Annotated in this window: 22 protein-coding genes and 1 tRNA gene; 15 read left to right on the forward strand and 8 right to left on the reverse strand. The window is 66.3% G+C overall.

Features of this window, described 5'->3' with window-relative positions:
• Position 1 precedes the first annotated feature (1 nt).
• From OSB52_RS00970 to OSB52_RS00980, 3 genes are read left to right on the forward strand one after another with little or no spacing between them, the layout of a single operon-like run.
• Positions 2-961, forward strand: a complete 960-nt coding sequence (locus tag OSB52_RS00970; protein ID WP_266059699.1) for an ABC transporter permease — start codon at positions 2-4, stop codon at positions 959-961.
• Positions 958-1,902: an ABC transporter permease gene (locus OSB52_RS00975; protein WP_235725336.1), complete on the forward strand. Its 945-nt coding sequence runs from the start codon at positions 958-960 to the stop codon at positions 1,900-1,902. The genes OSB52_RS00970 and OSB52_RS00975 overlap by 4 nt, the downstream gene beginning before the upstream one ends.
• Positions 1,899-3,554, forward strand: a complete 1,656-nt coding sequence (locus OSB52_RS00980; RefSeq protein ID WP_266059700.1) for a dipeptide ABC transporter ATP-binding protein — start codon at positions 1,899-1,901, stop codon at positions 3,552-3,554. Before OSB52_RS00975 ends, OSB52_RS00980 begins: the two co-directional genes overlap by 4 nt.
• Positions 3,555-3,575: 21 nt before the next feature.
• Here the strand turns inward: OSB52_RS00980 and OSB52_RS00985 are convergent, their stop codons facing one another.
• The 3 genes from OSB52_RS00985 to OSB52_RS00995 form a co-directional block, all read right to left on the reverse strand.
• Positions 3,576-5,210, reverse strand: a complete 1,635-nt coding sequence (locus OSB52_RS00985; protein ID WP_266059702.1) for a cation:proton antiporter domain-containing protein — start codon at positions 5,208-5,210, stop codon at positions 3,576-3,578.
• A gap of 144 nt (positions 5,211-5,354) precedes the next feature.
• Positions 5,355-5,426, reverse strand: a tRNA-Gln gene (locus OSB52_RS00990).
• Positions 5,427-5,538: 112 nt separating this feature from the next.
• Positions 5,539-6,294 (reverse strand): SDR family oxidoreductase, encoded by a 756-nt coding sequence (locus tag OSB52_RS00995; protein WP_266059703.1) that lies wholly within the window; start codon positions 6,292-6,294, stop codon positions 5,539-5,541.
• Positions 6,295-6,420: 126 nt separating this feature from the next.
• On the opposite strand from OSB52_RS00995, the gene glmU reads away from it, so the two are divergent.
• From glmU to arsC, 3 genes are read left to right on the forward strand one after another with little or no spacing between them, the layout of a single operon-like run.
• Positions 6,421-7,902, forward strand: coding sequence for a bifunctional UDP-N-acetylglucosamine diphosphorylase/glucosamine-1-phosphate N-acetyltransferase GlmU (glmU, locus tag OSB52_RS01000; protein ID WP_266059704.1), 1,482 nt, complete (start codon positions 6,421-6,423; stop codon positions 7,900-7,902).
• A gap of 30 nt (positions 7,903-7,932) precedes the next feature.
• Positions 7,933-8,910: a ribose-phosphate diphosphokinase gene (locus tag OSB52_RS01005; protein WP_266059705.1), complete on the forward strand. Its 978-nt coding sequence runs from the start codon at positions 7,933-7,935 to the stop codon at positions 8,908-8,910.
• A gap of 49 nt (positions 8,911-8,959) precedes the next feature.
• A complete protein-coding gene (arsC, locus tag OSB52_RS01010; protein WP_266059707.1) occupies positions 8,960-9,301 on the forward strand; it encodes an arsenate reductase (glutaredoxin) in 342 nt (113 codons plus the stop codon).
• Between the two features lie 8 nt (positions 9,302-9,309).
• Here the strand turns inward: arsC and OSB52_RS01015 are convergent, their stop codons facing one another.
• From OSB52_RS01015 to OSB52_RS01030, 4 genes are read right to left on the reverse strand one after another with little or no spacing between them, the layout of a single operon-like run.
• Entirely contained in the window at positions 9,310-9,753 is a 444-nt protein-coding gene (locus OSB52_RS01015; protein ID WP_266059709.1) for a limonene-1,2-epoxide hydrolase family protein, read from the reverse strand.
• A gap of 54 nt (positions 9,754-9,807) precedes the next feature.
• Positions 9,808-10,080, reverse strand: a complete 273-nt coding sequence (locus tag OSB52_RS01020) for a hypothetical protein (RefSeq protein WP_266059710.1) — start codon at positions 10,078-10,080, stop codon at positions 9,808-9,810.
• Positions 10,080-10,595: a hypothetical protein gene (locus OSB52_RS01025; protein WP_266059711.1), complete on the reverse strand. Its 516-nt coding sequence runs from the start codon at positions 10,593-10,595 to the stop codon at positions 10,080-10,082. Before OSB52_RS01025 ends, OSB52_RS01020 begins: the two co-directional genes overlap by 1 nt.
• A gap of 14 nt (positions 10,596-10,609) precedes the next feature.
• Entirely contained in the window at positions 10,610-11,857 is a 1,248-nt protein-coding gene (locus tag OSB52_RS01030) for a WXG100 family type VII secretion target (RefSeq protein WP_266059713.1), read from the reverse strand.
• A gap of 524 nt (positions 11,858-12,381) precedes the next feature.
• Here OSB52_RS01030 and OSB52_RS01035 point away from each other — a divergent pair.
• The 7 genes from OSB52_RS01035 to OSB52_RS01065 all read left to right on the forward strand — a co-directional run bounded on the left by OSB52_RS01035 (position 12,382) and on the right by OSB52_RS01065 (position 20,414).
• Positions 12,382-13,014 (forward strand): 50S ribosomal protein L25/general stress protein Ctc, encoded by a 633-nt coding sequence (locus OSB52_RS01035; protein WP_235725326.1) that lies wholly within the window; start codon positions 12,382-12,384, stop codon positions 13,012-13,014.
• 19 nt (positions 13,015-13,033) lie between these two features.
• Positions 13,034-13,600, forward strand: coding sequence for an aminoacyl-tRNA hydrolase (pth, locus tag OSB52_RS01040; RefSeq protein ID WP_266059715.1), 567 nt, complete (start codon positions 13,034-13,036; stop codon positions 13,598-13,600).
• A 61-nt stretch (positions 13,601-13,661) separates the two neighbouring features.
• Positions 13,662-15,476, forward strand: a complete 1,815-nt coding sequence (locus tag OSB52_RS01045) for an SLC13 family permease (protein ID WP_266059716.1) — start codon at positions 13,662-13,664, stop codon at positions 15,474-15,476.
• Positions 15,477-15,636: 160 nt separating this feature from the next.
• The gene (locus tag OSB52_RS01050) at positions 15,637-16,656 is read left to right on the forward strand and encodes a beta-ketoacyl-ACP synthase 3 (RefSeq protein WP_266059904.1); all 1,020 of its coding nucleotides are present in this window, start codon (positions 15,637-15,639) and stop codon (positions 16,654-16,656) included.
• Positions 16,657-16,940: 284 nt separating this feature from the next.
• Positions 16,941-17,957: a beta-ketoacyl-ACP synthase III gene (locus tag OSB52_RS01055; RefSeq protein ID WP_235725323.1), complete on the forward strand. Its 1,017-nt coding sequence runs from the start codon at positions 16,941-16,943 to the stop codon at positions 17,955-17,957.
• A gap of 143 nt (positions 17,958-18,100) precedes the next feature.
• Positions 18,101-19,714 carry a peptide chain release factor 3 gene (locus OSB52_RS01060; protein WP_235725322.1) on the forward strand — a complete coding sequence of 538 codons (1,614 nt, stop codon included), beginning with the start codon at positions 18,101-18,103 and terminating at the stop codon, positions 19,712-19,714.
• A 25-nt stretch (positions 19,715-19,739) separates the two neighbouring features.
• Positions 19,740-20,414: a hypothetical protein gene (locus tag OSB52_RS01065; RefSeq protein ID WP_235725321.1), complete on the forward strand. Its 675-nt coding sequence runs from the start codon at positions 19,740-19,742 to the stop codon at positions 20,412-20,414.
• Positions 20,415-20,423: 9 nt separating this feature from the next.
• Here the strand turns inward: OSB52_RS01065 and OSB52_RS01070 are convergent, their stop codons facing one another.
• Positions 20,424-21,428 carry an enoyl-CoA hydratase/isomerase family protein gene (locus tag OSB52_RS01070; RefSeq protein WP_266059719.1) on the reverse strand — a complete coding sequence of 335 codons (1,005 nt, stop codon included), beginning with the start codon at positions 21,426-21,428 and terminating at the stop codon, positions 20,424-20,426.
• Positions 21,429-21,627: 199 nt separating this feature from the next.
• Between OSB52_RS01070 and OSB52_RS01075 the strand changes: the two genes are divergently transcribed.
• Together OSB52_RS01075 and OSB52_RS01080 are read left to right on the forward strand one after the other, a co-directional pair.
• Positions 21,628-23,184 carry an ABC-F family ATP-binding cassette domain-containing protein gene (locus tag OSB52_RS01075; RefSeq protein ID WP_266059720.1) on the forward strand — a complete coding sequence of 519 codons (1,557 nt, stop codon included), beginning with the start codon at positions 21,628-21,630 and terminating at the stop codon, positions 23,182-23,184.
• 23 nt (positions 23,185-23,207) lie between these two features.
• Positions 23,208-23,942, forward strand: coding sequence for an alpha/beta fold hydrolase (locus OSB52_RS01080; RefSeq protein WP_266059722.1), 735 nt, complete (start codon positions 23,208-23,210; stop codon positions 23,940-23,942).
• The last annotated feature ends 70 nt before the right edge of the window (positions 23,943-24,012 follow it).

Consider the following 24,012-nt stretch of genomic DNA (forward strand, 5'->3'; position numbering starts at 1 on the left):
AATGACCGGATACCTTCTGCGCCGCGTTCCCACGGCCCTCGTCGTGCTCGCGGTCGCCTCGATTCTGATCTTCGCCGTCCTCCGACTGATCCCCGGTGGGCCCGAGGCAGCACTGGCCGGTCCGGATGCATCGCCCGCCCAACTGGCGGCGATCCGGCACGACCTGGGTCTCGACCAGGCGTTCATCACCCAATACCTGTCCTGGCTCGGTGACATCCTCACCCTCGACCTCGGCACGAGTTACCAGGTCGGCGGCAGCATCACCGACCTCATCGGGTTCGGACTCACCAACACACTCATCCTCACCGGTGCGGCACTGGTCATCGCGATCGTCCTCGCGCTGGCCCTCGGGCTGACCGCAGTGCCGTTCGAGAACCGCTATGTCAACGCGATACTCACCGTCGTCAACGCGGCCGCGATCGCATTGCCCACGTTTGTGGTCGGCACCGTGCTCATCCTCGTTTTCGGCGTGCGGTTGCGTCTGCTGCCGGCCGGTGGCATACCGCCGAACGGATTCACCGACTCGCTACAGATCAGCGCGCAGTACCTCATCCTGCCCGCGCTCACCCTCGGGCTACCCGCGGGCGCGATGCTCGCGCGGTTCCTGACCGAATCGCTGCGCACCGAGCTGCAGCAGCCATACGTGCTCACCGCGCGGGCGCTGGGCGCGTCCCGGACCGACATCGTGCTCAAGCACGCGCTGCGAAACGCGCTGCCACCCACGTTGACCGCCCTCGGTATCACCGTCGGCGCACTTCTTGGGGGCGCCGTGCTGGTCGAATCCATCTTCGGGTGGCCCGGGCTGGGGCTGCTCACCGAGGAGGGCATCTTCGCCCGTGACTATCCCCTCGTCCAGGTCCTGATCCTCTTGTCGGTCGCGGTGTTCGTGATCATCCAGCTCCTCGCCGACATCGTCCACGCCTGGCTCGACCCCCGAATCCGACTGGCAGGTGACCGATGACCACCCATCCCAGCAGTGTGTCCACCACCGACACGTCGCCGACGACCTCGACCCAGCCCGATCCCGATCTGGTTCCCGGCCTGCTCCCGGAGAGTCCCGGCGACCGGGAGGCGCGACATCCTCGAACACCGCTGTGGCGCAGCCTATTGCACGGCACCGGACTGGTCGGCAGCATCCTCGTGCTCACCGTGATCCTGGTGGGGACGCTCGGTCCGCTGTTCACCCCATACGGGCCCACGCAGCAGATCGACGGCGCCTACCTGCTGCAGCCCGGCCTCGATCACTGGTTCGGTACCGATGACGTCAACCGCGACATCGCGACCCGGGTCCTCTACGGGATCCGTACCGACCTGCTGATCATCTTCCTCGCGGTCCCGATCGGTGCCGCGCTGGGTGTGATCGCGGGTCTGCTCACCGTCGCCCACCCCGTCACCGACGTGATCGCCCAGCGCGTGTTCGACGTGATCCTCGCGTTTCCCGCGCTCATCCTGGGGATCACCATGACCGCGGTACTCGGGCCGGGAGCCGTGACGGTAGGGGTCGTGATCGCGCTCGCCGAGATCCCGATCTTCGGCCGTCTCACCCGCACCTCGGTACTGCGCGTGCGGGAACTCCCCTACGTGGAGGCGGCCCGGGTGAGCGGTGCGACCACGTCACGCATCCTGCTGCGCCACGTTCTCCCCCACTCACTGGAGGCGTTGTCGGTGCAGTTCGCCCTGTCGCTGTCGCTTGCAGTCTTCATCGAGGGCGCGCTCAGTTATCTCGGTGTGGGCGTGGTCGCCCCGGCCCCGTCGCTGGGGTCGATTCTGGCCGGGGGCAACGGATACCTGGAAACCAACCCATGGTTCTCGCTCGGACCGCTGATCGTCGTCTCGATCCTCGTGCTGGGCTTCTACTTGATCGCCCAATCGATTTCACATGACCGGAGGATTCGCCGATGACCGCCGACCTGACCCCGCCCGCGCTCACCGTCGACGACCTGCGCGTCCGCTTCGACTACCCCCGACCGGCCGTATCGGGTATCAGCCTGTCGGTCGATCGCGGCGAGATCCTCGCACTGGTCGGCGAATCCGGCTCCGGCAAGACGATCACCGCACAAGCGGCCATCGGCTTGCTGCCGGCCGCCGCGCACGCGTCAGGGTCGGTGAAGGTGGACGGGATCGAGGTACTCGACGCAACGGAACCACAGTTGCGAGCGTTGCGTGGCAATCGTGTCGCGATGGTCTTCCAAGAACCGCAGACCGCCCTCAACCCGTCGCAGACAGTGGGATGGCAGCTGCGACAGGCCCTCCGCGCACACCGGCGGGTGACACGGACGCAGGCACGCCGACGAGCAGTCGAGCTGCTGACGCTGGTCGAGATCGACGAACCGGAGGTTCGGGTCGACCAGTATCCCCACCAGCTGTCCGGTGGGCAGAAGCAACGCGTGGTGATCGCGCTCGCGTTGGCGAATGATCCGGTGTTGCTGCTGGCCGACGAACCGACGACGGCGCTCGACGTGTCGGTGCAGCAAGAGATCCTGGGACTCCTACGTCGGCTGCGCGACCGTACCCGCGCCGGAATCCTGTTGATCACCCACAACCTCGGCGTCGTCGCCGACATCGCCGACCGCGTCGTGGTGGTGCAGCTCGGTGAGGTCGTCGAGACCGGCGACGTGCACGAGATCTTCGCACGCCCCACGCAGCCCTACACCCGACAACTGCTTGCCGCCGTGCCGAGACTGCCCGACGGTCTCGACGACGACCCGATATCCGACACCTGCGCGCCGACGATCACCGATGTCACAGAGCAGCCGGTCCTCACCGTCGAGAACGTCACGGTCACCCATCCCGGTCGTCTCGGTTCGCCACCGCGCACCGCGCTCGATGCGGTGTCGTTGAGCATCGGTCGCGGCGAGGTGGTGGGCGTGGTGGGTGAATCCGGCTCGGGCAAGACCACACTCGGACGTGCCATGGGCGGTCTCGTTCCCGCCCGCGCCGGCCGTATCCTGATCGACGGCGAGGACATCGCAACATTGTCCCGAACGCGGCTGCGCGAGTTACGCCGCAAGCTCGCCTTCGTACCGCAGGACCCGAGCGCGTCCCTCGATCCGCGATTCACCGTCGCGGAGTCCATTCGCGAACCACTCGAGATCCAGGACATCGGCACGCGCGCCCAGCGCGACACGCGGGTCGCCGAACTCCTGTCCGCGGTGGCACTCCCCCGCCCGTTCGCCGACCGTCTGCCGCACGAACTGTCCGGCGGTCAACGCCAGCGGGTGGCGCTGGCCCGTGCACTCTCGGCCGACCCGGAACTGCTGATCGCCGACGAACCGACCAGCGCACTCGACGTGTCGGTGCAGGCGCGGGTGCTCGACCTCTTTGCCGACCTACAGGAGGAGTTCGGGTTCGCGGCCGTCTTCATCAGCCACGACCTCGCCGTGGTCGAACGGGTGGCCGATCGAGTGGTGGTGTTGCGCGGTGGCCGGGTGGTCGAGACCGGCGATGCGCGAACTGTACTCACCGTCCCGACCGACCCGTACACCAAGGCTCTCGTCGACGCGGTGCCGTACCCGGATCCGGTGGTACAGCGCCGAAGTCGGGTTACGGCGTGACGATCGTGGCGCGCCGGCGGATCACGAGTTCTCGCCGGAGCGTCTCTCCGTCGTCGGCGGGTCCGGCGGTTCGTCGCCGCGATCGCCATCGCCGGCGACCTGATCGGCCAGCTCCAGGCCGGCGCCCGCATAGACGTTGAAGGCGATGCCGACGCCGTGGTCCTTGGCCCACTGCACCTCATCGTCGTAGCGGGCCACCGCGGCAACCCGGCCGCTGAATCCCGACTCGCGCAGGCATTCGAGCGCAGTCACGTTGGCGCCGTGACGCGGCATCGCCAGCACGGCGATGCGCACCGAATCCGAATGCCGCAATTGGTGCCAGAAGTCCAGGTCGGTGGCGTCTCCCTCGATGACCCGCAGGCCTGCGTCGGCGAGTCTCCCGATTCGTGGCCCGTCGTAGTCGACACCCACCACCCGTAGGCCGTAATGGTCGGTCAGCCGCTGATATGCGGCGAAGCCGACGCGTCCCATCCCGATCACCACGACCTCGGCATCGCCGGCGTCGCCGGGACGCTCCTCCGGGTGCAGGGTGCGTTCGTCCTGGGCGGGCAGGCGAGTGGCGATCTTCTCCACCATCAGGTGGCCGCGCCCGTTGACCAGCGCCGATACCACAAAACTCAGGGCCACCGCGATCGACATCTCCACCAGCCAGGCCTCGGCGAGCAGCCCGGTGGTCACCCCGACGGACACCACGATCAGGCCGAACTCCGAGTAGTTCATCAAGCCGAGCCCGGCGAGGATTGCGGTGCGATAGCGAAGCTTGAGCATCGACAGCAACGCCACGTACCAGGCCGCCTTGAACGGCAGCAGCAACACCATCAGCAGTGCGACACCGATGGTGGGCAGATCCGGCAGACCCGTCAGACCGATCGACACGAAGAAGGCGACGAGCAGCAGTTCCTTGAGATGGAACAGCGACCGCGCCAACTCCGATGAGGCGGGATGCGAGGCCAGCAGAACGCCGACGATGAGTGCGCCGAGGTCGCCCTTGAGCCCGACGGCGGTGAACCACGCGTAGCCCGGGACCAACGCCATCACGATGCCGAACAGCGACTGCATCTCGCCGTGCCCGAGGCGCCCCCAGATCTTGCGCAACACCTGGGTCAACGGCCACAACGCGATCAGGGTCAGCGCCCACGGACTCGGCGGGTGCCCGCCACTCACGGTCAGGAATACCACCGCCACGATGTCCTGCATCACCAGGATGCCGATGGCGATGCGGCCGTACAGCGAATGTGATTCGCCACGTTCCTCGAGGATCTTGACCACGAACACCGTGCTGGAGAACGACAGCGCGAAGGCGAGAAGGGCGATCGTCTGCACACTCTGACCGGCCAGCATCGCCATCCCTGCCACGGCCGCCACCCACATCGCGATGCTGCCGAGCACCACGCTGATCACCATGTGCACCGACGTCGTCAACCACACCTCGCGCCGGAGCAGGATCCGGACGTCGAGTTTGAGTCCGATCGCGAAGAGCAGCAGGGTGACACCCAGATCCGCCAGCACGTCCAGCTGGGGCAGATCCTCGACGTTCATCGCGTTGAGCACGAATCCGGCGGCCAGGAAGCCGACCAACGGAGGCAGCCGCAGCGCCATGGCGAGGCCGCCCAGACCGAAGGTGACGACGAGATAGACGGCGATAACCTCTGTCACGCATTCCCCTGTTCCTCGGGCGCGGGCGATCGCCGGGGCCGGCGACGGCGCTGGTGCTGTCGGAGGTCTCAGTATCCCGACAAATGTCGGATTCCGCTGTGGACCGTCCGCCTCGAGAAATTATGGATGCGACGAAAGTCAGTGCTCCCCCACCAGGACTCGAACCTGGAATGCCTGAACCAAAATCAGAAGTGTTGCCGATTACACCATGGGGGATTACGCGCAGACGATTGTGCCACAGGCACCGCCCACGCTTCTGGCCGCACCTGCAGGGTCTGGCCGCGGTGTCCACCGCAAGCCGGAACCCGCAGGTGCGGCCGAAACGAGATCAGCCCTTCGGACCGCCCGCGGCGTAGACCACCTGGCCGGAGATGAAGCCGGCGCCTTCGCTGACGAAGAACGAGGCGAGGTGCGCGATGTCCTCCGGTGCGCCCACGCGGTTCACCGGGATCTCCTTCGCGGCGGCGGCCTTGAAATCGTCGAACGACACCTTCATGCGCTCGGCGGTCGCGGCGGTCATCTCGGTGGCGATGAAGCCGGGGGCGATCGCGTTGGCGGTGACGCCGAATTTGCCCAGCTCGATCGCGAGGGTCTTGGTGAAGCCCTGCATGCCCGCCTTGGCGGCCGAGTAATTGGCCTGGCCGCGGTTGCCCAGCGCCGAGGTGCTCGACAGGTTGACGATGCGACCCCAGCCGGCGTCGACCATGTGCTTCTGGCAGGCCTTGCTCATGTTGAACGCACCGCGCAGGTGCACACCCATGACCGCATCCCAATCGTCGACGGTCATCTTGAACAGCATGTTGTCGCGGATGATGCCTGCGTTGTTGATCAGCACCGTCGGCGGGCCCAGTTCCTCGGCGACCTTCGCGACGGCCGCGGCTACCGACTCTTCGTTCGACACGTCGGCGCCGACCGCGATGGCCTTGCCGCCGGCGTCGGTGATGGCCTTGACGACATCGGCGCAAGAGTCCGCGTTCAGGTCGAGAACGGCGACGGCGAGCCCGTCGGTCGCCAGACGCTTGGCGACGCCCGCGCCGATGCCCCGCGCGGCTCCGGTGACGATCGCGACTTTCTGAGTGCTCATGGGTGTACCTCCGTTGGTCTGGGGCGGTCTGTCGCCTCACTGTTTCTATCAGGCCCGATCAATCGCTCGGTATCGCGTGGCGGGTCCGGGCCTCGGCGGTACGGCGACTGCGTACTATCGGGCCACATGACGGAGACGTCCACCCCCTCGACCGCTGTCATCGTCCTCGCCGCCGGCGCAGGCACGCGGATGAAGTCGAAGACCCCGAAAATCCTGCACAGCCTGGCCGGACGGACACTGGTCGGGCACGCGCTGCATGGCGCCGCCGGGATCGATCCGTCGGATCTGATCGCTGTCGTCGGGCACGAACGCGAACGGGTGACCGCAGCGGTCACCGAGATCGGCGCACATCTGGCCTGCACTGTCTCGGTTGCCGTGCAAGAGCAGCCACTCGGCACCGGCGACGCGGCGCGGGCGGGTCTCGCCGGGCTGCCCGACGATTTCGCGGGGACCGTCGTCGTCACCGCCGCCGATGTGCCACTGCTCGACGCGGCGACCCTGCGCGCGCTCGTCGCCACCCACACCGCCGATGGTGGCGCCGGGGTGACCCTGACGAGTTTCATCGCCGACGACCCGACCGGGTACGGCCGCATCATCCGGACCAACGATTCCCTCGTGCAGGCGATCGTGGAGCACAAGGATGCCAGCGCCGAGCAGCGCGCAATCACCGAGGTGAATGCCGGGATCTACGCCTTCGACGCGGCATTGTTGCGGTCAGCTCTCGCCGAACTGTCGACCGACAACGTGCAGGGCGAGTTCTACCTGACCGATGTCATCGAGATCGCCCGCGCCGGTGAGCACACGGTCCGCGCGTTCACCGTCGAGGACCCGATGCTCGTCGCCGGCTGCAACGACCGCGCGCAGCTCGCCGACCTCGCCGCCGAGTTCAATCGGCGCATCATCCGCCGCCATCAGCTCGCCGGGGTGACCGTGGTGGATCCGGCCACCACATGGATCGATGTGGAAGTGAGCATCGGTACCGATGTCCGGATCGAACCGGGCACCCAGCTGCACGGTGCCACCGCCATCGCCGACGACGCGCATGTCGGCCCCGACTCCACCCTGCGCGACGTCACCGTCGGGTCCGGCGCCTCGGTGATCCGCACACACGGCAGTGAGTCCGAGATCGGCGCCAACGCCACCGTCGGACCGTTCGCTTATCTGCGCCCCGGCACCCGCCTCGGAGTGGGCGGCAAGATCGGCACTTTCGTGGAAACGAAGAAAGCCGACATCGGCGCCGGCTCCAAGATCCCGCACCTCACCTACGTCGGCGACGCGACGATCGGTGAGCAATCCAACATCGGCGCGTCCAGCGTGTTCGTGAATTATGACGGCGTGGCGAAACACCGTACGGTGATCGGGTCCCATTGTCGTACCGGGTCTGACAACATGTTTGTCGCACCCGTGCAGGTCGGGGACGGCGCCTACACGGGAGCGGGTACGGTCTTGCGGGACGATGTCCCGCCCGGCGCGCTCGCGGTGTCGGCAGGACAACAACGCAATATCGAGAACTGGGTGGTGCGTAAGCGCCCGGACACCGAGTCGGCGCGCGCTGCACTCGATGCCCAACAGACCGACCGCCCGGCGGGTCACCAGCCCGGTGCCTGACCGCAGCACACCTCTAGCAGAAGAGTTTTCATGACCTGGACCACGGACAACCAGAAGAACTTGATGCTGTTCTCTGGCCGCGCGCATCCCGACCTCGCTCAGGCCGTCGCCGACGAGCTCGGCATCAAGGTGACCCCGCAGACCGCGCGCGACTTCGCCAACGGTGAGATCTTCGTCCGGTTCGAGGAATCCGTCCGCGGTTCCGACGCATTCGTCCTGCAGAGCTGCCCGTACCCGTTGAACCAGTGGGTGATGGAGGCGCTGATCATGATCGACACGCTCAAGCGTGGATCGGCCAAGCGCATCAGTGTGATCCTCCCCTTCTATCCGTACGCGCGTCAGGACAAGAAACATCGCGGTCGTGAGCCGATCTCCGCGCGCCTGATCGCCGATCTACTCAAGGCCGCGGGCGCCGACCGCATCATCACCGTCGATCTGCATACCGACCAGATTCAGGGCTTCTTCGACGGCCCCGTCGATCACATGCACGCACAGGGCCAGCTCGCCGAGTACGTCCGGGACAACTACGGCACCGACAACGTCACCGTCGTCTCGCCCGACTCCGGTCGTGTGCGGGTGGCGGAGAAGTGGGCCGACTCCCTCAACGGGGCGCCGCTGGCCTTCATCCACAAGACCCGTGATCCGCTGGTGCCCAACCAGGTGAAGTCCAACCGGGTGGTCGGTGAGGTCGAGGGCCGCACCTGCGTGCTGATCGACGACATGATCGACACCGGCGGCACCATCGCCGGCGCCGTCAAGGTCCTCAAGGATGCCGGTGCGGGCGACGTCATCATCGCCACCACCCATGGTGTGTTTTCCGACCCGGCCGCCGAACGACTCGCGAATTGCGGCGCCAAAGAGGTCATCGCCACCGACACCCTGCCGATCGGCGAGGACAAGCAGTTCGAGAACCTGACGGTGTTGTCGATCGCGCCACTGCTCGCCCAGACGATCCGCGAGGTCTTCGAGAACGGTTCGGTGACGAGTTTGTTCAACGGCAGCGCCTAGGTCACACACTCACGACTTGGCTGGCGCCGCACCAGGTATGGTGTGCCTCGTGGACGCGACGATCTATCACAACCCGAAGTGCACGACCTCCCGCAAGGCGCTGGAGAAGTTGCGGGAGGCGGGCGTCGAGCCGACCATCGTCAAGTACCTCGATCAGCCCTACACTCGCGAACAGTTGTCGACGATGTTCGCCGACGCGGGCATCACGGCTCATCAAGCCGCACGCAAGCGTGAGTCGCTGTACAAGGAACTCGGACTGGCTGATGCCTCCGAGGACGCGGTTCTCGACGCGATGGTGGCGCATCCGGTTCTCGTCGAGCGCCCGTTCGTGGTGACCGACAAGGGAACCCGGTTGGGGCGACCGCTGGAGACGATCGACGAGATTCTCTGACGACTGCCCTATACGGCAACGACTTTCGGCGGCAGCGGTTTGCGCAGGGGCGGGATCACGGCGCCGAGCAGTCCCCGTACGAGCGCCTTGGTCATGTCGTAGTAGTCGAAGTAGTCCCGCCACACGGTGATCCGCCCCTCGCGAACCTCAAAGCGACCGCAGACCCAGAACTGCATGACGACCGGTCCGAACCGGAGTTCATCGACGCGTTCGGTGAGCACCACCGGACCGTCGGCCGTGACGTTGACCATCCGGTAGTTGAAGCCGGCCCATGAATACCTGTCCATCCCGGAGAAAATGCCGGCCACCTTCCGCTTGCCGTGCACGGTCGGCAGCGAGACGTTGGTGTAGGCGATGTTCTCGTCGACGTTCTCCAGAGCCGCGGCCGTGTCGGAGCGCGCGAGGTCGTCGAGGAAGGTCGTGACGATGTCGATCGGTGTCTGCGATGTCATGGGGTCAGTATGCCTGTGACGGCGGGTTGCGGATAGGTTCCGCGGAGCCATACCTCACTCGGAGGAAAGCCAGCCTCCCCGGCGCGCGTTGCGGTAGGCCTGTTCGGCCTCGTCCTCGAGTTGGGACTGGGCGAGCGCTGCTCGCCGTTGCGCCTCGCGCTGCTCACGCTCGTGCGCCCCGCGTTCGGATCGTTCACGCTCGCGTCGCTCAAGTTCGAGGCGGTCGGCATGGGCGTGTGCACGGGCAGCAGCGGTGTGTAGCCGGTCCAGGGAATCGAACAATTTCCGCTTGGCGGCTTCCATCTCCGGTGGCAGAGACGAGGTCATTACGTCCACCCCAAACCTTCGACGATCTTCTCCACCTGTGGGAGCGCGTGGCTGCAGACCGCACCGTCATCCGGCGCCAACTCGGAAGTCACAGTCTCGGCCGGTGTGATTTCCAATTGGATGTACTCCGACGAACCGTCCACGGCAACATCAGCGACACAGTCGATGTGGTCAGACAACGCTGCGTTGAAGTACAGAACCCCGCCGGCAAATCTCAGCGCTCGGTCATCGGCATCATCTGCTTCAGCTAACCCGGGCCGGATTTCGTAGCGCGCGACCCCTTCGTCGTTGCCGACGACCCACGTGCACCCCTGCTCAGTGACATCTGCGCTCGTCAGCGGAATATTGCCCAAGAGTTCGGCCAGATCTGACCCGTCTAGGACGGCGCATTTGCCAGCCACGTGCACATCTGGCCCATCGATCGCGGTGACGCTGTTCGATTGTGAAGCGCCCGAGCTCGTCTCGGCACCTGACGAGCAGGCGACAAGCGATAGCCCAATGAAGCCGAGAATCATATACCGCCGAAGTCTCATGCAATGCCTTCCCTTGCGTCGCCCCCGGTCTCGGGCTCGTATGGCGCCTGAGGTCTGTCGCGCAGGTCGTCGACACCCATCAGTGTGTCGACATCACGGAGCACCTGCACTCTGTGACGCCCTCGTTCCAGTTCCTCCTTGTAAGGGGCCAGCTTCTCGTTCACCGCATCCTGCCCCTTTTCCTTTGCGAAACCTACCGGGTCCTGTGCGAACTCGATGAACTCTTGGAACGCCTCAACACCCCGGCGGACTTCCTCGATCAGTGGAAGGACTTCTTGACCGATGGCGATGAGCGCCTTTGCCAGATCACCCAGCTGCGCGGCGGTGCCGAGCAATGGGATGGATTTGGCGAGTGCCTTGACGACTCCCGAGGTGCCCCTGACTGTGATCACTTTCTCGAATTCGTTGATGATCACTCGCAGCGCGGCCCCGACTGCGTTCTCGAACTCCGCGGCCGCTTTCTCGAAACCCTCGCGAAGCATGCGCCCCAGCGCCGCCTCCCATTCCATGTAGTCCGTGGCATTGCGGGAGTAGTCGGCGAATGCGTGGGCTGCCTTGCCATCCCACGACCCATCGATCCTCGCGGTCTGGGCGGCGACGTCGTTGCCGATCGTCCCGACAGCGGTGCCCGCCTTGCTGTACACCTCGCCGATACGGCGAAGCTCCTCCCAATTGCCCGAAATTGGTTTTATCGCTTGCCGGATAGGACTCCAATGCCCATATTGCTCGACCGTGGCGTCGATCTCAGCGAGCCATCCCGATGTCTCCTCGATCAGGCCACGAATGTCGGGCTCGGAGTGGGGCGGAGCGGAGACGTCGATCGGCGTCGGCGATCCTGTGTTCACGGCACCCGGGTAGGGGTCCACCACGATCTTTCGCCGACTGTTCGCCGGGTCGACGTCGATGTCGAACCCGTTCTCTCCGGGCCCACGTTCCACCGACCGGACATGTTGGCGGAAGATCTCCGCATTCTCCGCCTCGGCCCCGTGGAAGATCCACGCTGATTTAGCCAGTCCAGAGGCGATCGATCCTAAAGTCTCCCCCATGTCCACCCATCGACTCTGGGTGGCCAGTTGCAGCGTGACCACCGGATCGGTCAGCGCAGACATCAGACCGGAGAAGTCGTTGGTGGTACCGGCCTCACGCAGCAGTCCCATGATGCGCTCGTAATCCGCGACGTTCTCCCCGACGAAATTCCCGAAACCAGCAATCTCCGCAGGCTCGGCTCTGAACGTTTCCCCCATGCCCCCGCTTGTTCCCCCAACTCGATCTGCCCGATTCTCACTCGCTCACAGACTTGGACGCACCGTACCCGCGATCGGTTCCATCGATTTCGGCGGACGCACCGTGGACCGCCAAATGGGTGACCTCGATGCGCCTCCTCGCGGGCTCGTCGGCTGCTCGACCAGCGCCTCACGTCCTACCGCCCTTCCCGCGCGCCGATTTGCCTCCCGCGCGTGAAGGTTCGCGCGCGGGAGCACGACAGCCGCGCGAGAGATAAACCGCCGCGCGCTAAGGGGGTCGGGGGCACCCCGCGACCAGCAGACCGTCCCGACCAGCGCGCATGTGACATTCGCCCTGACCATCGGCTATCCTTGCCGTCGTTGTCACGGCGAGGGTGGGCATCCACCGTTATCGGCGCGACCACCGCGAATCTTCTCCGCAGGTCATATGACTCCTGCATGTTGGTTCGGGGTCGTCGTCGCTCGCCGCGACCGACCCGAACAACCACGGTTCACCCCGAACCGACCGAATGAGGAGAAGAACAATGGCGACTCAGGCCTCCAAACTGACTGTCACCACCCGTACCGAAAAGGGCAAGGGCGCGGCTCGTCGCGCACGCCGCGAGGGTAAGGTTCCCGCCGTACTGTACGGCCACGGCACCGACCCGCAGCACCTCAGCCTGCCGGCGCTCGAGTTCGCCGCCATCCTGCGCGCCAACGGCGTCAATGCGGTCGTCGACCTCGACATCGAGGGCTCCAGCCAGCTCGCACTGACCAAGCAGGTCGACGTCCACCCGATCCGCAACTACATCGAGCATGCGGACCTGCTCGTCATCCGCCGCGGCGAGAAGGTCACCGTCGAGGTCTACGTCGTCGTCGAGGGTGAGGCAGCGCCGGGCACCCTGGTCACCCAGGACGCCAGCACCATCGAGATCGAGGCCGACGCGCTCTCGATCCCGGAGCAGATCACCGTCGACGTCGAGGGTGTCGAGGCCGGCAACGCCGTGCACGCCTCGGATCTGGCCCTGCCCGAGGGCGTCACGCTGATCAGCGATCCCGACACCCTCGTCGTCGCCATCAACGAGGCCCCGTCGGCCTCGGCGCTGGAAGAAGAGGCCGAAGAGGCCGGTGCCGAGACCCCCGGTACCGATGAGGCCGCCGAAGAGTCGGCCGAGTAGTCACCGGCGTCCGTCGAGAATGAAATTCATTGTCGGGCTGGGTAATCCCGGTCCGAAGTACGAGAAGACGAGGCACAACATCGGCGCGATGGTCGCCGATGGCCTCGTCGCCTCGGCCGGCGAGCGGTGGAAACTGCACAAGAAGTCGGGCGCGCAACTCGCCCCGATCACCCTCGCCGGCCATCAGGCGCTCGTTGCGAAACCACGCAACTACATGAACGAGTGCGGCCGTCAGATCGGCCCACTCGCGAAGTTCTACTCCGTACCGGCCGCCGACTTGATCGTGCTGCACGACGAACTCGACATCGACTTCGGGCAGCTACGTCTCAAGCAGGGCGGTGGCGAGGGCGGGCACAACGGTCTGCGCTCGATCAGTCAGGCCATCGGTTCACGCGACTACCTCCGAATTCGCCTCGGCATCGGGCGGCCCCCCGGACGTCAAGACCCGGCCGACTTCGTGCTGAAGCCGTTTCCCTCGGCAGCGCGCACGGAAGTGGAGTTGCTGATCGGCCGCGGCATCGACGCCGCCGAACTCCTGGTCTCACACGGGCTCGAAGCCGCACAGAACACCGTCCACGCGTGGTGAGTGTCCCCGGTCCTGCGTGACATCGACTGCGGACAGGCGACCGTGATGCAACGATGAGACGGTGTCCGACGCCACGCTGAGCCTGGTGATCCTCGCCGTCACCATCGTGCTGTTCGTCTGGAATCGGCTGCCCGTCGGCGTGGTCGCCATCGCCTCGGCGCTGGCTCTCTACTTCTGCGGACTGATCGACCTGGCCGGTCTCACCACCGGCCTTGGCGACAACGTGATCGTGTTCATCGCGGCGTTGTTCGTGGTGAGCGAAGGACTCGAGGCCTCCGGCATCACCGCGTGGGCCGGACGACTACTGACCCGGGCGGCCGGTACCGGCCGGGTGCGGGTGCTCGGAGCGATCACCATTCTGTCGGCGATATTGTCCGCGCTCATCACCATCAATGGTGCCGCCGCCGCATTGGTGCCGGTGACCGTCGCCGTGGCACGGCACGCATTCATGCTGCCGTCGAAAGTGCTGATCCCACTGGCCTATGCGTGCAGCGCCGGGTCGATGCTCACCCTCAGCGGCAGTCCGGTGAACGTCATCGTCAACGACGCGGCCCGCACCGCCACCGGCAACGGATTCTCCTACTTCGAATTCGGCCTCATCGGCATTCCCCTGGTCATAGTCACGTTCGCGGTGATCGCGATCTTCGGCGGTCGGCTGCTTCCGGACCGCCGCTCCACGGCGCTGCCCGCCGACTTCAGCAACTATCTCGGCACCGTGGTGGACCATTACGGACTCGGTGAACGCGTCTACCGTCTGCATGTCGGGGCCGAGTCGAGCTGCGTCGGCACGCCGGTACGCGATGCCGTGGCGTCGGACACCCGCGACGTGCTGCCGATCGCCGCGCAGGGCGGTCTCGGCGCCGGTCTCGTCGAATCCGGGCATCGGCTCCAGAACGGCGATGTCCTGGTGGTGTCCGGATCCGGGCAGGCAGTCGACGACTTCGCGCGCAGTTGCGAGTTGACCGTCGAGGACGTGGCCGGACGGCATGCCCGGTCCGGACGACTGATCGATCGCGATGCCGGCGTGAGCGAGGTGGTCATTCCGCCACGTTCGGAGTGGATCGGCAGCAAGGTGTGCCCCGGAATGGTGCGTTCCGAGGACGGCCTGCTGGTCATGTCGATCCGCCGGCGCAACAAGGACGTCGGCCCGCGGTCGGTGGAACTCGTCGAGGGCGACACCATGTTGGTGCACGGCCCGTGGCGTGCCATCGATGCCCTCGCCGACAACCAGCAGGTGTTGGTCGTCGGCTCCTCCGAGCAGCTACGCCGCCAGACCGTCGCTCTCGGCCACAGCGCGCCACGTGCGGGCGTGATCCTGGTGGCGATGATCGCCCTGCTCGCCAGCGGTGCGGTACCTCCGGTGGTGGCCGGGCTGCTCGCCGCGCTGGCCATGGTCGTCAGCAAGGTCATCACCTCCGAACAGGCGTATCGCGCAGTGTCATGGCCGACGGTGGTGCTCATCGCGGCACTCATCCCGATGTCGTCTGCGATCACCGACAGCGGCGGAGCAGAACTGATCGCCCAGCCGATTGTGGACCTGGTGGCCGACCGCAGCGCCTACCTGTTGCTGATCGTGTTGTTCCTGCTCACCGCCATTCTCGGGCAGTTCATCAGCAACGCCGCCACGACTTTGATCGTGATCCCGATCGCGCTGGCCGCAGCAGCCGACATCGGTGTCGATCCCCGGCCGATCCTGATGCTGGTGTGTACCGCGGCCGCCGCGGCGGTGCTGACACCGATCGCCACTCCGGCGAACATGATCGTGATGAATCCCGGCGGATACCGGTTCGGCGATTACTGGCGACTCGGCGTGATCGTGATGGCGTGCTGGCTGGTCATCGCGGTCCTGCTGATACCGGTGTTCTGGCCGCTGTAACAGGTCGCGCATGCCGCACACCCTCCCGAACACAGATCTGCCGCTGGCCGGCGGCGTGGTTACTTCCCGGTAAAGACATGCCTACAATCGCAGCGTCCGATCAACGACGAACGGAGTCAGCGTGGGCATTGCGGCAAACACCGGCCACCAGAACGTAGCGATGCTGGGCATCGGCGCCTACCGGCCGCGCCGGCTGGTCTCCAACGACGAGGTCTGCGAAGTACTCGACTCGAACGACGAGTGGATCTTTGAGCGCAGCGGTATCCGCAACCGTCGATGGATCAGCGGCGATGAGTCGGCGCGCTCGATGGCGGCGGCCGCCGCCGAGCGGGCGATCCGCAACTCCGGGGTGCCCAAGGAGAAGATCGGCGCCCTCATCCTGGCCACCAACAGCTGGAAGACGAAGATCCCGCACGGCGGCCCGATCGTGGCGTTCGACATCGGGCTCAACGGCATTCCCGCCTACGATGTCGCGGCCGGCTGCGGCGGCTTCGGCTACGGCCTGGGCATCGCCGCCGACACCGTGCGCGCAGGCTCCGCAGAGTATGTCCTGGTGGTCGGGGTGGAGACCATGTCGGTGGTGATGGAACCCACCGACCGCAACACCGCCTTCATCTTCGGCGACGGGGCCGGCGCCGTCGTCGTCGGGCCAAGTGAACTCAACGGAATCTCGCCCGCGGTCTGGGGTAGCGACGGTGAGAATGCGGAGGCCATCGGTCAGAACTACGACATCCCCGAGTACATGGACCGTGCACAGGAGTTCCAGCACAAGGACCCCGCCACCGACCCGGTCGGGCGGATGGTGGTGACCATGCAGGGGCCACGTGTTTTCCGCTGGGCCGCCATCACCCTGCCCAAGGCCCTGACGACCGTGCTGGAGACCTCCGGCGTCGGCATCGAGGACATCGAGGTCTTCGTGCCACATCAGGCCAATGCCCGGATCAACGAGCTGATGAAGAAAAACCTTGGTCTGGCCGACGAGATCCCCATGGCCAACGACATCGAGAACACCGGCAACACGTCGGCCGCCTCGATCCCGCTGGCGATGGAAGAGATGCTCGCGACCGGCAAGGCCACCGGCGGCCAGATCGCCCTGCTCCTCGGGTTCGGTGCCGGACTGAGTTACGCCGGCGCGGTCGTGACGCTTCCGCCGGCGCCGACGGAGACGAGCTTGCGCTGAGGTGTGGGGTGGGTTTCGATACGGCTCCTCGCTACGCTCGTCACCTACTCAACCCAAGGGTTTCGATACGGAGGACTCGCCGCCACCCGGTGATCGAGTAGACGCGAGCGAGCGCAGCGAGCCCGCGGCGTATCGAGATCACGAAACCCGCCCGCTCCCCGTCCAGCACACGGCCGTGTCCCCCGCAACACCGTGTACACGCCGGCAACGACGAACGGGCTACTTCCCAGTAGGGCCGCAATGTGAGACCGTCTATGTCGGGTCGCATAGGGAAAGGGACACGCATGGCTGTCATCGCGGACACCACCGGGATCAACAACATCGGGATGCTCGGCATCGGTGCCTATCGGCCCGAACGGGTCGTCACCAACGACGAGATCTGTGAACACATCGACTCGTCGGACGAGTGGATCTACACCCGGACCGGCATCAAGACCCGCCGCTTCGCCCGCCGCGACGAGGACGTCACCGAAATGGCCGTCCACGCCGGCCGCACAGCGATCGCCAACGCCTTGCTGTCCGGTTCCGACATCGACGCGGTCATCCTCGCCACCAACACCCACCTGCTGCTGACGCCGGCCGGAGCGACCAGGGTCGCCACCGAACTGGGCGCCAACGGCGTTCCCGCATTCGACGTGACCGTGGGCTGTGCGGGCTTCGGCTACGCGATGGCGTTGGCGTCGGACATGGTGCGCGGCGGAAGCGCGACCCACGTCCTGGTGATCGGCGCCGAGCAGCTGTCGGTGACGCTCGACATGACCGACCGCAGCAACTGCTTCATCTTCGGCGACGGTGCCGGCGCCGTGGTGGTCGGGCCGACCGAGGACCAGCAGCTCGGGCCGGTCGTCTGGGGCAGCGACGGCTCGCAGTTCGACGCGATCCGCCAGGACATCGACTGGGTGACCTTCCTCGACAGCGACCGCACCCAGCGGCCGTACGTGCGGCTGCAGGGAACTGCGGTGTTCCGCTGGGCCGCTTTCGAGATGGGCAAGGTCGCGCAGCGCGCGCTCGAGGCCGCCAAGATCGGCTCCGAAGACGTCGACGTCTTTGTCCCCCACCAGGCCAACACGCGCATCAACGACCTGCTTGCCAAGACGCTGCACCTGCGCGAGGGGGTTCCGGTCGCCAACGACATCGAGCACACCGGCAATACCTCGGCCGCGTCGATCCCGTTGGCCATGGAAGAACTGCTGTCCACCGGTGCCGCCAAGCCCGGCGACACCGCGCTGCTGCTCGGCTATGGCGCCGGCCTCAGCTACGCCGCACAGGTCGTCAAGATGCCGCCGGTCCCGTTCGAATAGCCACCACCTTCCTCGCGCGTCCACCACTTGTTCGCGCGCGCAGCGTCGTGCGCGCGACCACGGTGGACGTGCGAGAACCGAACCATGTTCGGACCCGGCGCGCGATTTTGCCCGGTGAGCGCGCCGGGCGGTAGCCTCGTCGGGTGAGTTCAGATGCTGCCACCGTGTCCCACGAGGTGAAGCGGCGTCGCACCTTCGCCATCATCAGTCATCCCGACGCCGGTAAGTCGACGATGACCGAGGCGCTGGCGCTGCACGCGCGCATGATCAGCGAGGCCGGCGCCATCCACGGCAAGGCCGGCCGCAAGTCGACGGTATCGGACTGGATGGAAATGGAGAAGGCGCGCGGAATCTCGGTGAGTTCCACCGCGCTGCAGTTCAACTACGCCTCCGAGCACTCCACCGACGACGTCCCGAACGTCATCAACCTCGTGGATACCCCCGGTCACGCCGATTTCTCCGAGGACACCTACCGGGTGCTGACAGCCGTCGACGCCGCGGTCATGCTGATCGACGCCGCCAAGGGCCTCGAACCGCAGACCCTCAAGCTGTTCCAGGTCTGTCGCCATCGCGGCATCCCGGTGATCACCGTGATCAACAAATGGGACCGGCCCGGCCAGACGCCGCTCGAACTCATCGACGAGATCACCGAACGCATCGGCCTCATCCCCACACCGCTCTACTTCCCGGTCGGCATCGCCGGCGACTTCCGAGGACTCCTCGACCGCCGCAGCGGCGAGTACATCCGTTTCACCCGTACCGCCGGTGGGGCGAAGGTGGCCCCGGAGGAGATCCTCGACGGCGACGCGGCTGCCGCACGCGAGGGCGACGAGTGGACGGCAGCGCTCGAGGAGAGTGAATTGCTCGGCGAGATGGGCCAGGACCACGATCAGGAGATGTTCCTGGCCGGCCAGACGTCGCCGATGATCTTTGCGTCGGCCATGCTCAATTTCGGTGTGCGACAACTGCTCGAGACGCTGGTCGAACTCGCACCACCCCCGGCCGGTCGCGCCGATATCGACGGATCGGTTCGGTCGGTCACCGACCCGTTCAGCGCCGTGGTCTTCAAGGTGCAGGCGGGAATGGACACCAGTCATCGAGATCGCCTGGCCTACATGCGGATCGTGTCCGGCGAATTCGAGCGCGGCATGGTGGTGACACACGCACAGACCGGAAAACCCTTCGCCACCAAGTACGCCCAGGCGGTATTCGGTCGGGACCGCTCCACCGTCGACCGAGCCTACCCGGGTGACGTCGTGGGCCTGGTGAACGCGATGGCGTTGGCACCCGGCGACACGTTGTACATCGATTCGAAGGTGCAGTACCCACCGATCCCGTCGTTTGCGCCCGAGCACTTCTCGGCGATCCGCGTCAACACCGCCGACAAGTACAAGCAGTTCCGCAAGGCGATGGAGCAGATGGACAGCGAAGGCGTGGTTCAGGTCTTGCGCAACGAACTGCGCGGCGACGCCTCGCCCGTCCTCGCCGCCGTCGGGCCGATGCAGTTCGAGGTGGTCACGGCCCGGATGAAATCCGAGTTCAACGTCGACACCACCATCGAACCGCTCGGCTACTCATTGGCCCGGCGTACCGACGCCGACAGCGCCGCCGATCTCGGCCGCCAACGCGGAGTTGAGGTGTTCACTCGCACCGACGGAGCGCTCCTGGCTCTGTTCAGCGACAAGTGGCGACTGCAGTTCATCCAGAAGGAACATCCCGACCTGATGCTCGAACCCCTTGTCGCCGCTGCGGACTGAGCCCGCACGACGGGTTTCGACACCGGTGATCGCGCTTGCGGCCGCGGCGGTCACGCTCGGTCCGCTCACCGGATGCGGGTCCGGCGATCACGACCCGGACGGCCCATCGAGTTCGAGACCGGCCACGGCCGCGGTTGCCCCGGTCGACGCCGCCGAATGCCGCGAACGACCGGCCGGGGGACGAATCGACCGAGCCGGCCATGATCTCGAGTTCCGTTCCGGCAGTATGCACGTAGCCATCGCCGGCACAGGTGCCGACGGTGCGGCCGGATCGGCCTGCTACGGATTCACCAAGTGGGGTAACGCCGATCCGTCGGTGCCGCCGGACAGCCTGTTGTTCGTGTTCACCGGACCGGGTGACGACGGTGCACAGCTGGAACTACTGGTGGGTGACCTCACCGGTGGCGTCCTGCCACCGATCGGCGGCGTTCGTCCGCGGGTGGGCCCGCTCGACGCCCCCATCGATTCGTCGGTCGGCGTCACGGTGGGGGGCACGTACTATCACTCCGCGACATGTCCGCTGACGGTCACCGCGATGTCGTCGGAGCGGGCCGCCGGCACCTTCACCTGCTCGGCGGCCACACGATCGCACAGCAACCCGTTCGCACCCAACGAGGACATCGACGAGGACTCCGAAACCGAAACCACCGTCAGCGACGCCAGTGTGACACTCTCGGGGTGGTTCGAGACGACGCCGTGACCGAGCGGCTCAGGCCGCTCCCACGATGCGCGCCACCGATTCCGGATCGACGTCATCGATGGATGCCGGATCGAATCGGGGCCGACGATCCTTGTCCACGAGGACGGCGCGCACACCTTCGGCGAAGTCGGCGGTCGCGGTGATCTGCTCGGCGGCATGCAATTCGCGCTCCAGGCATTCGTCGAGCACCGAATGCGCACCGGCGGTGAGCATTGCCGCGGTCACCCAGAGACTCGTCGGTGACGCCTGTTCGATCATGTCGACCATCCGCTCGGCCCACGGGTCGCCGAGGGCACCCCGCAAACCGCCGACGATGCCGGTGACGTTGTCGTCGACGAAGTACTCCTTGATCTTGGCCAGCGGCAACTCCGCGGCCGGACGATGCCGCCGACCACCGAGGACATCGATCAGCGGCACCCCGGTGCGGATTTCCTCGGTGACGTCGTCGATCTCTGCCGAATCGACGAAATGCGTTGCCATACCGACCTCGACGGCATCGGCGCCACCGATCCGTGAGCCGGTCAGCCCGAGCCACATGCCCACTCCGTCCGGTAGCCGGGGCAGGAAGTAGGTGGAACCGACATCGGGGACGAACCCGATCGCGGTCTCCGGCATGGCGAGTACCGCCCTCTCGGTCACCACGCGTACCTCTCCGTGCACACTGATGCCGAGTCCACCCCCCATCGCCGCGCCGTCGATCACACTCACATACGGCTTGGGATACTCGGCCACGAGCTGATCGAGCCGGTACTCACTCGCGAAGTAGTGGCTCACCGCGTCTGCCTGTCCCGCCAGCGCATGGTCGCGGATCGCGCGGATGTCGCCGCCGGCGCAGAAAGCGCGTTCGCTCGCCGAGGTGACCAGGACCGTGTCGATGCCGTCGTCGTCTCCCCAGTCCGACAACACTCGGTACATGTCGTCGATCATGGTCTGATCCAGCGCGTTGAGGGCGGCAGGCCGGTCGAGAACGATCTCACCGACCCGGTTGACGATCGATGTGCGGATGAACGACATATCGGCCACGTTAGCGTCTCGGTCGGCAGAAAAGAGTTGGCGTCTTCCGGACCTGCGGCGCTATCGTGAGGTCATCGGCATCACGCCACCACCGACAACGAGGAGTGTTCACCGGTCATGAACCGCTGAGGTCGGCCCGACTCGCCCGCGTGCTCATCACGCCACGCCGGCTACCGTTCACCACCTCAGGGAGCTCTCCATGACCGCATCCACCCATCAACCGTCGCCGGCCGTCACCCTGTCCGACGTCTCGTTCGCGTGGCCCGACGGCACCGTCGTTTTCGACCATCTGACGATGCACGTCCCCACCGGGGTCTGCTCACTCGTCGGAGCCAATGGCGCCGGGAAGTCCACCCTGCTGCGATTGATCGCCGGCGACCTCGTGCCGCGCACCGGCAGCGTCACCGTGGCCGGAGACGTCGGTGTGGTGACGCAGCATCCCCACGATGCACCCGAACGCACCATCGCCGCGGTGCTCGGCGTCGACGCCATCCGAGACGCGCTGCGACGCATCGAGAGCGGTTCTATCGACGAACACGACTTCGCGGTCGTCGGCGATGACTGGGACATCGAGGAACGGGTCGCAGCGAGCCTGGACGCGCTGGGGCTGCCCACCGACACCGATCGCACGGTCCGTTCGTTGTCGGGAGGAGAGGCGACGTTGCTCGCGATCGTCGCCGAGCTCATCCGACGCCCGTCGATCTTGCTGCTCGACGAACCGACGAACAACCTGGACACACCGTCGCGCGCCCGCCTCTTCGACGCGTTGGACCGATTCGGGGGCACGGTCATGGCGGTCAGCCATGACCTCGAGCTACTCGAACGGACCGATTCGACACTGGAGTTGTATCGGGGCTCGGTACGCGTGTTCGGCGGCCCCTACTCGCTGTATCGAGAGACCCTCGACGCCGAGCAACAGGCAGCCGAGGCCGCAGTCACCAACGCAGCCTCCGACCTGCGCAAACAGCGCCGTGAACTGAAGGAGGCGCAGATCAAGCTCGACCGGCGGGCCCGAACGGCCGCCACGGCCGAACGGGAGAAGCGGGTACCGAAGATCGTCGCCCACCTGCGCCGGGACGCCGCACAGGTGTCGGCGGGAAAGCTGCGAAACGCCCACCGCGACGATGTATCCGCCGCATCGGAGCGACTCGACACCGCACGCGACGGGGTGCGCGACGACCGCACCGCCCGCATCGTGATGCCCGTGGCGCAGGTGGCGACCCGGGCCCGCATCGTCGACGACGACCAGCTGACGATCGACGGACCGGAGCGGGTCGCGCTGGTGGGCGCCAATGGCTCGGGAAAGACCACGTTGATCGCCGAGTTGATCACCGATGGACGCATACTGGCTCCGTATGCGTATGTGCCGCAGCAGATCACCTTCGCCGACCCCCGGCAGGGCATCGCCGACGCGATTGCCGTCACGCACCCGCAGGTCGACGAACAGACGATCCGCGCGCATCTCGCCCGATTCTTGTTCCGCGGCAAGCGTGCCGACCGAGCTCTCGGTGAGTTGTCCGGCGGTGAGCGGCTACGGGTGGCCATGGCGATGTCGCTGCTGGCCGATCCCGTCCCCGCACTGCTGATACTCGACGAGCCCACCAACAACCTCGACGTCGACACCACCGAAGAGCTCGTCGCGGCCCTGCGGCAGTGGCAAGGTGCGCTGCTGGTGGTGTCGCATGACCACGGGTTCCTGGACCGGATCGGCATCGACCGGAGCGTCGAGCGGCCCGCCGGCCGCGACAAGCCGTGACGCCCACGGCATACTGGCCTCCGATGAGCGCAGCGCAGGAAGTCTCACCTACTCCCGTGGTCTGTGTCCACGGACTCCGAGTCAGCGGCTCGGCCCTCCACCGCATCGCGGCCGGTATCACCGACCGCCCGGTGGCCACCCCCGATCTCCCCGGGCACGGAACGCGAGCCGACGAACGATTCGACATCGACGGCGCGGTGCAGGCGGTGCTCGACGCCATCGATTCACTCGGCAGACCTGCGGTGGTCGCCGGTATGTCGCTCGGCGGCTACGTCGCGATGGCCACGTCCGGCCGCCACCCCGATGCGGTGGCCGGACTGGTGGTGATGTGCGCGACCGCGCAGCCCAGCCGTCTGCTCGCCTCCCCCTTCCGCGCCTTCGGCGCCGCGACGAGCGTCCTGCCCCGGCAGGCGGCGGCGATCAGCAAGGCCCTGACCCGGATGGCCGTGGGTGGTCAGGTCGCCCGTGACATGGAGGCCGGCGGCCTTGCGCTGCACTCTATTCGCGATGTCGTCGACGCCCTGGCCGATCTCGATGCGCTGAGCGAGGTCGCACAGTATCCGGGTCCGATCGAGTTTCTCAACGGCGGCTGGGACCAGTTCCGCATCCATGAGCGGCGCTTCGCCTCTGTCTCACCGCTGGCGCAGGTGCACGTGGTTCCGCGGGCCAGCCACCTGTTCCCGTTGATCCAGCCCGCCGAGACGGCCGCGATGATCACGCGATTCGCCCACCGGTGCGACGCGTTGCGAACCGTGTGACCCCGCGGCGGATCCGGATTACGGCCGCGCGAACGAAGTGATGTCCCCTACAATCCCAAAGAACATTCAG

This window comes from Gordonia aquimaris (assembly GCF_026262595.1).
Classification (GTDB): domain Bacteria; phylum Actinomycetota; class Actinomycetes; order Mycobacteriales; family Mycobacteriaceae; genus Gordonia; species Gordonia tangerina.

Excerpts from the sequence above, each read along its gene's own strand:
- OSB52_RS00970 (WP_266059699.1), top strand. The coding sequence starts at position 2 with ATGACCGGATACCTTCTGCGCCGCGTTCCCACGGCCCTCGTCGTGCTC.
- OSB52_RS01080 (WP_266059722.1), top strand. The coding sequence starts at position 23,208 with ATGAGCGCAGCGCAGGAAGTCTCACCTACTCCCGTGGTCTGTGTCCAC.
- OSB52_RS01005 (WP_266059705.1), top strand. The coding sequence starts at position 7,933 with ATGACCTGGACCACGGACAACCAGAAGAACTTGATGCTGTTCTCTGGC.
- OSB52_RS00980 (WP_266059700.1), top strand. The coding sequence starts at position 1,899 with ATGACCGCCGACCTGACCCCGCCCGCGCTCACCGTCGACGACCTGCGC.
- OSB52_RS01035 (WP_235725326.1), top strand. The coding sequence starts at position 12,382 with ATGGCGACTCAGGCCTCCAAACTGACTGTCACCACCCGTACCGAAAAG.
- OSB52_RS01075 (WP_266059720.1), top strand. The coding sequence starts at position 21,628 with ATGACCGCATCCACCCATCAACCGTCGCCGGCCGTCACCCTGTCCGAC.
- OSB52_RS00975 (WP_235725336.1), top strand. The coding sequence starts at position 958 with ATGACCACCCATCCCAGCAGTGTGTCCACCACCGACACGTCGCCGACG.
- OSB52_RS01015 (WP_266059709.1), bottom strand. The coding sequence starts at position 9,753 with ATGACATCGCAGACACCGATCGACATCGTCACGACCTTCCTCGACGAC.
- OSB52_RS00995 (WP_266059703.1), bottom strand. The coding sequence starts at position 6,294 with ATGAGCACTCAGAAAGTCGCGATCGTCACCGGAGCCGCGCGGGGCATC.
- OSB52_RS01050 (WP_266059904.1), top strand. The coding sequence starts at position 15,637 with ATGCTGGGCATCGGCGCCTACCGGCCGCGCCGGCTGGTCTCCAACGAC.
- OSB52_RS01025 (WP_266059711.1), bottom strand. The coding sequence starts at position 10,595 with ATGATTCTCGGCTTCATTGGGCTATCGCTTGTCGCCTGCTCGTCAGGT.
- pth (WP_266059715.1), top strand. The coding sequence starts at position 13,034 with ATGAAATTCATTGTCGGGCTGGGTAATCCCGGTCCGAAGTACGAGAAG.
- OSB52_RS01020 (WP_266059710.1), bottom strand. The coding sequence starts at position 10,080 with ATGACCTCGTCTCTGCCACCGGAGATGGAAGCCGCCAAGCGGAAATTG.
- OSB52_RS01055 (WP_235725323.1), top strand. The coding sequence starts at position 16,941 with ATGGCTGTCATCGCGGACACCACCGGGATCAACAACATCGGGATGCTC.
- OSB52_RS01030 (WP_266059713.1), bottom strand. The coding sequence starts at position 11,857 with ATGGGGGAAACGTTCAGAGCCGAGCCTGCGGAGATTGCTGGTTTCGGG.
- glmU (WP_266059704.1), top strand. The coding sequence starts at position 6,421 with ATGACGGAGACGTCCACCCCCTCGACCGCTGTCATCGTCCTCGCCGCC.
- OSB52_RS01070 (WP_266059719.1), bottom strand. The coding sequence starts at position 21,428 with ATGTCGTTCATCCGCACATCGATCGTCAACCGGGTCGGTGAGATCGTT.